General features: G+C 59.7%; 8 protein-coding genes. 6 read left to right on the top strand and 2 right to left on the bottom strand.

What is annotated here, in order from left to right; genetic code table 11:
* From F4827_RS34485 to F4827_RS34475, 3 genes are all read left to right on the top strand, one after another.
* On the top strand, nt 1-527 hold a 527-nt coding region (locus tag F4827_RS34485), incomplete at its 5' end, for a DUF1330 domain-containing protein (protein ID WP_260175569.1).
* A gap of 98 nt (nt 528-625) precedes the next feature.
* Nucleotides 626-1,615 carry an aldo/keto reductase gene (locus F4827_RS34480; RefSeq protein WP_183733720.1) on the top strand — a complete coding sequence of 330 codons (990 nt, stop codon included), beginning with the start codon at nt 626-628 and terminating at the stop codon, nt 1,613-1,615.
* Between the two features lie 106 nt (nt 1,616-1,721).
* Nucleotides 1,722-1,973 carry a LysR substrate-binding domain-containing protein gene (locus tag F4827_RS34475; RefSeq protein WP_260175568.1) on the top strand — a complete coding sequence of 84 codons (252 nt, stop codon included), beginning with the start codon at nt 1,722-1,724 and terminating at the stop codon, nt 1,971-1,973.
* 506 nt (nt 1,974-2,479) lie between these two features.
* On the opposite strand, the gene F4827_RS34470 is transcribed toward F4827_RS34475, so the two are convergent.
* A complete protein-coding gene (locus F4827_RS34470; RefSeq protein ID WP_183733718.1) occupies nt 2,480-3,436 on the bottom strand; it encodes an aromatic alcohol reductase in 957 nt (318 codons plus the stop codon).
* A 93-nt stretch (nt 3,437-3,529) separates the two neighbouring features.
* Here F4827_RS34470 and F4827_RS34465 point away from each other — a divergent pair, with 93 nt between their 5' ends.
* Entirely contained in the window at nt 3,530-3,943 is a 414-nt protein-coding gene (locus F4827_RS34465; RefSeq protein ID WP_183733715.1) for a helix-turn-helix domain-containing protein, read from the top strand.
* A 152-nt stretch (nt 3,944-4,095) separates the two neighbouring features.
* On the opposite strand, the gene F4827_RS34460 is transcribed toward F4827_RS34465, so the two are convergent.
* A complete protein-coding gene (locus F4827_RS34460; RefSeq protein WP_183733712.1) occupies nt 4,096-4,494 on the bottom strand; it encodes a nuclear transport factor 2 family protein in 399 nt (132 codons plus the stop codon).
* An 81-nt stretch (nt 4,495-4,575) separates the two neighbouring features.
* Here F4827_RS34460 and F4827_RS34455 point away from each other — a divergent pair, with 81 nt between their 5' ends.
* Together F4827_RS34455 and F4827_RS34450 are read left to right on the top strand one after the other, a co-directional pair.
* The gene (locus F4827_RS34455; protein ID WP_183733710.1) at nt 4,576-5,517 is read left to right on the top strand and encodes a LysR substrate-binding domain-containing protein; all 942 of its coding nucleotides are present in this window, start codon (nt 4,576-4,578) and stop codon (nt 5,515-5,517) included.
* A gap of 351 nt (nt 5,518-5,868) precedes the next feature.
* Nucleotides 5,869-6,329 (top strand): site-specific integrase (locus F4827_RS34450; RefSeq protein WP_183733707.1); only part of this gene is annotated, 461 nt, incomplete at its 3' end.

The raw sequence follows: 6,329 nt of genomic DNA, 5'->3' as shown, positions 1-6,329 counted from the left end.
CTCTCGGACTTCCGGGGAAAACTTGGTTACCTTCTTGTTCATGGCTCCATTCTCTCAAGAGTTGGAGCCTCCACAAAACCCGGGGCGGTTCAATCAGCCGTGACGAAAGCCGGCCGGATCACAGCGCGAGGATTTCCATGAAAAAGATGAGGTTCGCTTGGTTGGCAGCCTTAGGAATGGCCATCAACTTGGGGCCCCTGTCGGTTCAGGCGCAGCCGTCGTCAGTTACAAAGCCGGCGTATTACGTCGCCGAGTTCCAGGCGACCGATTCCGAAGGCATCAAGCCTTACAGCGCCGCAGTTGAGTCGACCTTCAAGCCGTTCAGCGGACGCTTCATCGTTCGCGGCGGCGAAATGGACGTGAAAGAAGGCTTCGGCGCGCAAGGGCGCCTGGTGATCATCAAGTTCGACTCACTGGCGCAGGCACAGGCTTGGTACAACTCTCCTGCCTATCAGGCCATTATTCCCATTCGCCACCGGTCAGGAAATAGCCGGACTTACATCGTCGATGGGGTGGCGGGGCAATAATCGCCGCATCAGGCCAAGCTAATGATTATTCAGGCTTGGCTAGAAGGTCGGAACTCGGCGGACGCGCAAAACTAAAACTCGCGATGATGAGGCAAATAATGCAGACTCGTACACTTGGTCAAGGCTTTACCGTATCGGCTGTTTCTCTCGGCTGTATGGGATACGGGAAGTCCAGAGAAATCCCTGATCGCGCACAGATGATCAGCCTGTTGCGAAGAGCAGTAGAGCTCGGCATGGACTTTTTCGACACCGCCGAGGTGTACGGTCCATGGACCAACGAAGAGATGGTGGGTGAAGCCTTCGCGGGGATGCGCCAACATGTTCGGATCGCCACGAAGTTTGGTTGGGACATCGATCAGACAACGGGCGAACACCGGGGCGGCGTCAACAGCAAGCCATCGCAGATAAGGTCAGCCGTGGAGGGCAGCCTGCGAAGACTCAGGACCGACTATATCGACCTGTTGTATCAGCACCGTGTAGACCCGGACGTGCCAATGGAGGACGTCGCAGGCGTCGTGAAGGACCTGATCGCCGAGGGTAAGGTTCTCCATTTTGGTCTATCGGAAGCCAGCGCGCAGTCGATCCGCCGAGCGCATGCAGTTCATCCGGTAACCGCATTGCAAAGTGAATATTCCCTATGGACCCGCGAGCCTGAAACCGAAATTATTCCGACCTTGGAAGAGCTTGGGATCGGCTTTGTCCCATTCAGTCCGCTCGGCAAGGGCTTCTTGACCGGCAAGATCGATGCGGGCACGGCGTTTAATAGCGACGACTTCCGCGGTCAGATTCCCCGTTTCACGCCGGAGGCCCGCCAGGCCAACCAGGCGCTCGTTTCTCTGCTGAAAACCGTCGCCGATCGCTACGGAGCAACGCCTGGCCAGATCGCGCTTGCATGGCTTCTCGCGCAGAAACGATGGATTGTTCCATTGTTTGGGACGCGCAGCGTTGACCGGTTTCAGGAGAACGTCGGCGCATTGTCTGTAACGCTAACGGATTGTGACCTCGATGAGATAAGAGCAGGCGCGGAAGCGGTGGAAGTCTTAGGCGCGCGTTATCCCGAGGCGATGCTCAAGCGATCTGGGCTATGAAGCGCGGCGTACGCTTTTCCGGGCGAGTGGCCCGAACCGGTACGAAGCCGTAACGCCAACATCCATCAGAGAGTCGCTCCCGGTCATGAGGGCACCGTCTGGTCCTATGACCAGCCCCGCCACGTTGGCAACCTCGTCCCTCAACATCCGGTTGCCGACGGCCGGCGGGATATATGCCTGGGAGTTTAGGAAGGGCGGCCGTGAGCTGAACGTGCGCGTCGAGGGACGACTCGTGTTCAACACGGCCACGATGGCGGTGAAAGCCGCGCTTGCTGGCGTCGGCCTTGCCTTCGTCCCGGAACAGCGCGTGTTGCCGCAGCTCGAAAGCGGAGAACTTCTACGGGTGCTGTCTGACTAGTGCGCCTCGTTTTCCGGCTTCCACCTGTACTATCCCAGCGGCCGGCCACCCCCTCCTGCTTTTTCGTAATCGTTGACGAATGCGCTTCGTGGCGATGCAGACGTGCACAAATTAGCGTCGAATTAAAGCGTCGTGGAATGCGCGGCCGTCCGCTTTTGGAGGTGGAGCTGCCTGCCAGATGTCCTGCAATTATCGTGGGTCAACGACGGCTCATGGCCGGCTAGCGCCCGACGACCGAGCGCGGCGATCGCCGTGGGCGCGGTCGCTTATGTAAAAGGCATAAAGCGACCCTAACCCGTCATCCAATCCTCAGCCTGTCAACGACCGCTGACAAGCAACTTCAGCCAGCGGCCACATTGCTTTCACGCGCCGACTTCGCCGAGCAGAATTCGGCCGAAGTCAGTACGGAATACAGGAGCAGGAGCTCGCACCTATCGGCCGGAGTCCGACTTTCTGCTCGGGAGAACGACCCTCGATATGGTTTGCCTGGATGGCCGGACTCACGATTACTCGCCGCGGCCCGAAACAAGGTTCGCGTTGATCCACGATGCCACGTCGGTGACCGGAATGGCGTGGCGTTGGTTGAACGTCCCACTCTTGTCCCATGCGACACCTCGCCCTTGAGCAAAGGCCGCACGATACTTGCGCATCATGTTGTTTGGGTCGCGCGCCAGCTCATCCAGCAAATACTGCTCACTCCACACCGAACGGCTGAACTGCCGGCCGAGGCCCGCTTGCAGCTTGTCGGCAACCTCCCCATAAGTCACGGTGTCGCCAGCCAGATACACGATCTCGTTCCGGATGCGGGGCTGGGCGAACACGATCGCGGCGGTCAGCGCACCGATATCATCGGGCGTTGTCAGCGTCACGGCGGTGTCGAGGCTGCCCAGCGCGTGGACCGCGTCGTTTTGCAGGTCGACGACACCGAATTCCGGCTCGAACAGGTAGCTCATGAACATGCCGGTCGAAATGATGACCCACTCGGTCTCGTGCTGACTGCGCAGCAACTCGCGCACGTCCAGCTGTGCGTCGAAGATGTCCTGCGGACTGCCGCGACCGATTACGTCAAAATCGACCCCGAACTGCCATGGGAAGTACCTCGGGATTCGGGCCTGCAAGGCGGCTCGCGCCAGCTTCATCGGCGTGTCGACTCCGGCGGTAATCCCCGTGCAACCGATTACCGTGTCATATCGCGTGAATAGTGCCGCCAGCTCATCAATGGAGCTCTTCACAATATCGCCTGCGACGATCTCGATCCCGAGACCTCGGATCTCCGCGATATCTCGTCGTTTGCCGGGTGCACTGGACTCAACTGTACTTGGGCGCAGCAGCACGCTGATCTTCGCACCGTCGACGTCCTTAGCCCGGTGCCGCGCAAGATTGCGTAGTACCGGGAGGCCGAGTTCGCCGGCACCGAGCACGAGAATGTTTTGAGACGTAGCGTTAAGATCTGTCTGGTTCATCGTCTAGCCTTGCTGAGGAATGCGTTGCTGCAGTCTAGCGGTGCATGGACGTGTATGAAAGAAGGTACATGCATGATACTGGGAGCCAGATAGTTGGATCGAGACGAACTTCTCCGATACTCGCAGACCGTGTGCGACGGCCTGCGAGACGATGATGACGGGCTGCGGCGGGAGGTGCTCGGACACGCCGGAAATCGTTGGTCGCTCGGTGTCGTCCACACGCTCGGCGTGTACGGTGGGCTGCGCCATGCCGAAATCGGCAGGCGCATGCACGGGGTGACTCAGCGGATGCTGACGCGCACGTTACGACAACTCGAACGTGACGGCCTGGTGCTCCGTCACGATTTTGAAGAAGTGCCGCCTAGAGTCGAATACGAGTTATCCGACACGGGCATGGAGCTGCTCGTTCGCATGGTCCCGCTGTGGACCTGGATCGTCGAGAATGCGGAGCGCTTCCGGGAAGCGAGGCGGAGTTTCGATAGCCAGCACCGCGACGCAGACTCTTAGCCTGCCGGGTGTTGATTTGCCCGCTGCTGGCTGGCAGGGGGAAGGATTGGAGCCTCGCGGTTGAGCGGCCCATGGCGGCCGCGCAGAAAGTGCCGCGCTTCAGCCAGCCCTTCCCAAACGCTAGCCTTCGGTGTCGAGCGACATCGATTCGGCTACGCGTATTTGTCACCTACCGTACTGCGAATTGGATGAGTGTCGTAGACAATGATCATCCGCTCGATGAGTCCGTTGTCATCGAATTCGAAAACATCGACGCACTCGAAACGCACCGCGGATCCATCTTTTAGCCCCCAGTCGTAGACGAAGTAACCGGTCGCGCGTCGAGCTCCCGTCGTGCTCACGCAGATGTCGATGGGCGTTATTCTGCTTTCTCCAGACGCTGCATTGACCTTCGCAAAGAATGGCGCGGCGCGCATCCAGCCGAGAAACGGGGAGGATACTTGGGCGTCCGGCGTGAACAACGCACAGATTGCCGAGACATCGCCGCGCTCCAACTCCGCGAGATAGTTGCGAACCTGCCGGGTGTATAGTTCTTCCGACGATGAGGCCATCTTTAATCTCCGATCATTCGTTGACAACTCCGCGCATTCGAACGGGCGCGCATCCGGTCCAGGCAAGATAGCGATGCACCGATGACCGAACAATCGAAAAATCCGCAACCCGGGTATGCAACCCGTGCATATCCATTGGCCGACATGACGCGGCCGCTGCCTCCGCTGACAGCGTTCCAGTCATTCGTCGCAGCGGCGCAACTCGGGAGCATCAGCAAAGCCGCTGACCATCTGTGCCGAACGCAGGGCGCGGTGAGCCGTCAGGTTCAGCAACTGGAGTCGCACTACCGGTGTGCACTTTTCGTGCGTCATGCGTCGGGACTGAGGCTGACGGCGGAAGGAAGCGAACTGTTGACCGTGGCCGTAAGCGTACTCACGCAACTGGTTCAACACGCCGACATTCACGCTAAGACAGCGCCTATCGTCACTCTCAAGCTGCCATCCACATTCGCAATTCGTTGGCTGCTCCCACGGCTCACAGACATCAATCACGCGTTGCCTGGAACAGAACTTCGCATCTCCACCTCTGCGGACGACACGCCGGATTTCACTACACCTGACGTCGACGCCCTCGTTGTTCGTGGAACCGGGCAGTGGGCGGGTATGGACGCGGTTCCGTTGTTTGCCGAGCAACTCACACCGATGTGTACAAGCCAAATGGCTGCATCGCTTGGCTCGGCAGCCGACCTTGCTCATGTCACATTGCTCCATCCCGGACACGGCCATGAAGAGTGGCAATGCTGGCTGGAAAGCGTTGGGGCACGGCAGATCGACGCGAGCCGCGGGCTCGTTTTCGATACCCTCGAATTGACGCTCACCGCTGCGGCGGAAGGGCATGGAGTTGCAATCGGCGATCCTCGGATGGCGAGGGACCGCCTGCAGGCGGGAACACTGATTACGCCCTTTGGCGACGTGGCGCAAAACGGCTTGTCGTACTTCGTCGTCTATCCATCCCAACGAGCCGCACAGTCCAAGATTCGCGCCCTCGCTGACGTCTTGTTTCGGCTGGCGCAGGAAGACTGATTGTTACCGCGGAAAATTGTCCTGTACTGCGACTTCACAGTTAGCCGGCGACGTGAGCGCGAACACCGCCAATGTCAATGTTCAAATCTTCGATGATCACGTTGCGCATCGCCAATCGGGCCGCCGAAACAGGACGGCACATTTCGACAGGGCAGAGTCTCATAGCTGAGCGGAACTGACGTTTGAATGTCTGCCCGAGAGCGCGGTCGAACGACCGCAAATGGCCGATGGACTAAACCGCTCGCGCGGTAGGGGCTACGGTCCGGCGCTGAAGGTCAGGGAGAGGCCGGTCACGCGGCTTTATGTTGGCGAATGAGGCAATCCGCCTCGTTCTTCAGCAGGAGCCGAATCATGACCTCCTTACCAGCAAACGTCAGCCCATTGCGCCAGCGCATGATCGACGACATGCGCATGCGCCAGCTTGCCCCCAAGACCCAGGACATCTATCTGCACATCGTGCGTGAGTTCACCCGGTTTCTCGGGCGCTCACCTGACACGGCCACCGTCGAGGACCTGCGCCGCTACCAGCTCTATCTGGTCGACCACGGCACATCGGCCGTGTCGCTGAATCACGCGATCACCGGACTGAAGTTCTTCTTTACGGTGACGCTCGACCGGCCCGAACTGATGGTCAGGATGCGACCCGTGCGCGTGCCCCGCGTATTGCCCGTCGTGCTCAGTCCCGACGAAGTGCGGCGGCTTATCGAGGCCGCCGGCAACCTGAAGCACCAGACCGCGTTGTCGGTCGCGTACGGCGCGGGGCTGCGCGCCAGTGAAGTGGTCGCGCTGAAGGTCGCCGACGTCGACAGCGA

The sequence above is a fragment of the Paraburkholderia bannensis genome (genome assembly GCF_014200455.1).
Taxonomy (GTDB): Bacteria; Pseudomonadota; Gammaproteobacteria; order Burkholderiales; family Burkholderiaceae; genus Paraburkholderia; species Paraburkholderia bannensis_A.
The sequence above is the reverse complement of the archived record's forward strand: the minus strand, read 5'-3'. Positions and strand labels throughout refer to the sequence as shown.

Excerpts from the sequence above, each read along its gene's own strand:
- F4827_RS34480 (WP_183733720.1), top strand. The coding sequence starts at position 626 with ATGCAGACTCGTACACTTGGTCAAGGCTTTACCGTATCGGCTGTTTCT.
- F4827_RS34475 (WP_260175568.1), top strand. The coding sequence starts at position 1,722 with ATGACCAGCCCCGCCACGTTGGCAACCTCGTCCCTCAACATCCGGTTG.
- F4827_RS34470 (WP_183733718.1), bottom strand. The coding sequence starts at position 3,436 with ATGAACCAGACAGATCTTAACGCTACGTCTCAAAACATTCTCGTGCTC.
- F4827_RS34460 (WP_183733712.1), bottom strand. The coding sequence starts at position 4,494 with ATGGCCTCATCGTCGGAAGAACTATACACCCGGCAGGTTCGCAACTAT.
- F4827_RS34455 (WP_183733710.1), top strand. The coding sequence starts at position 4,576 with ATGACCGAACAATCGAAAAATCCGCAACCCGGGTATGCAACCCGTGCA.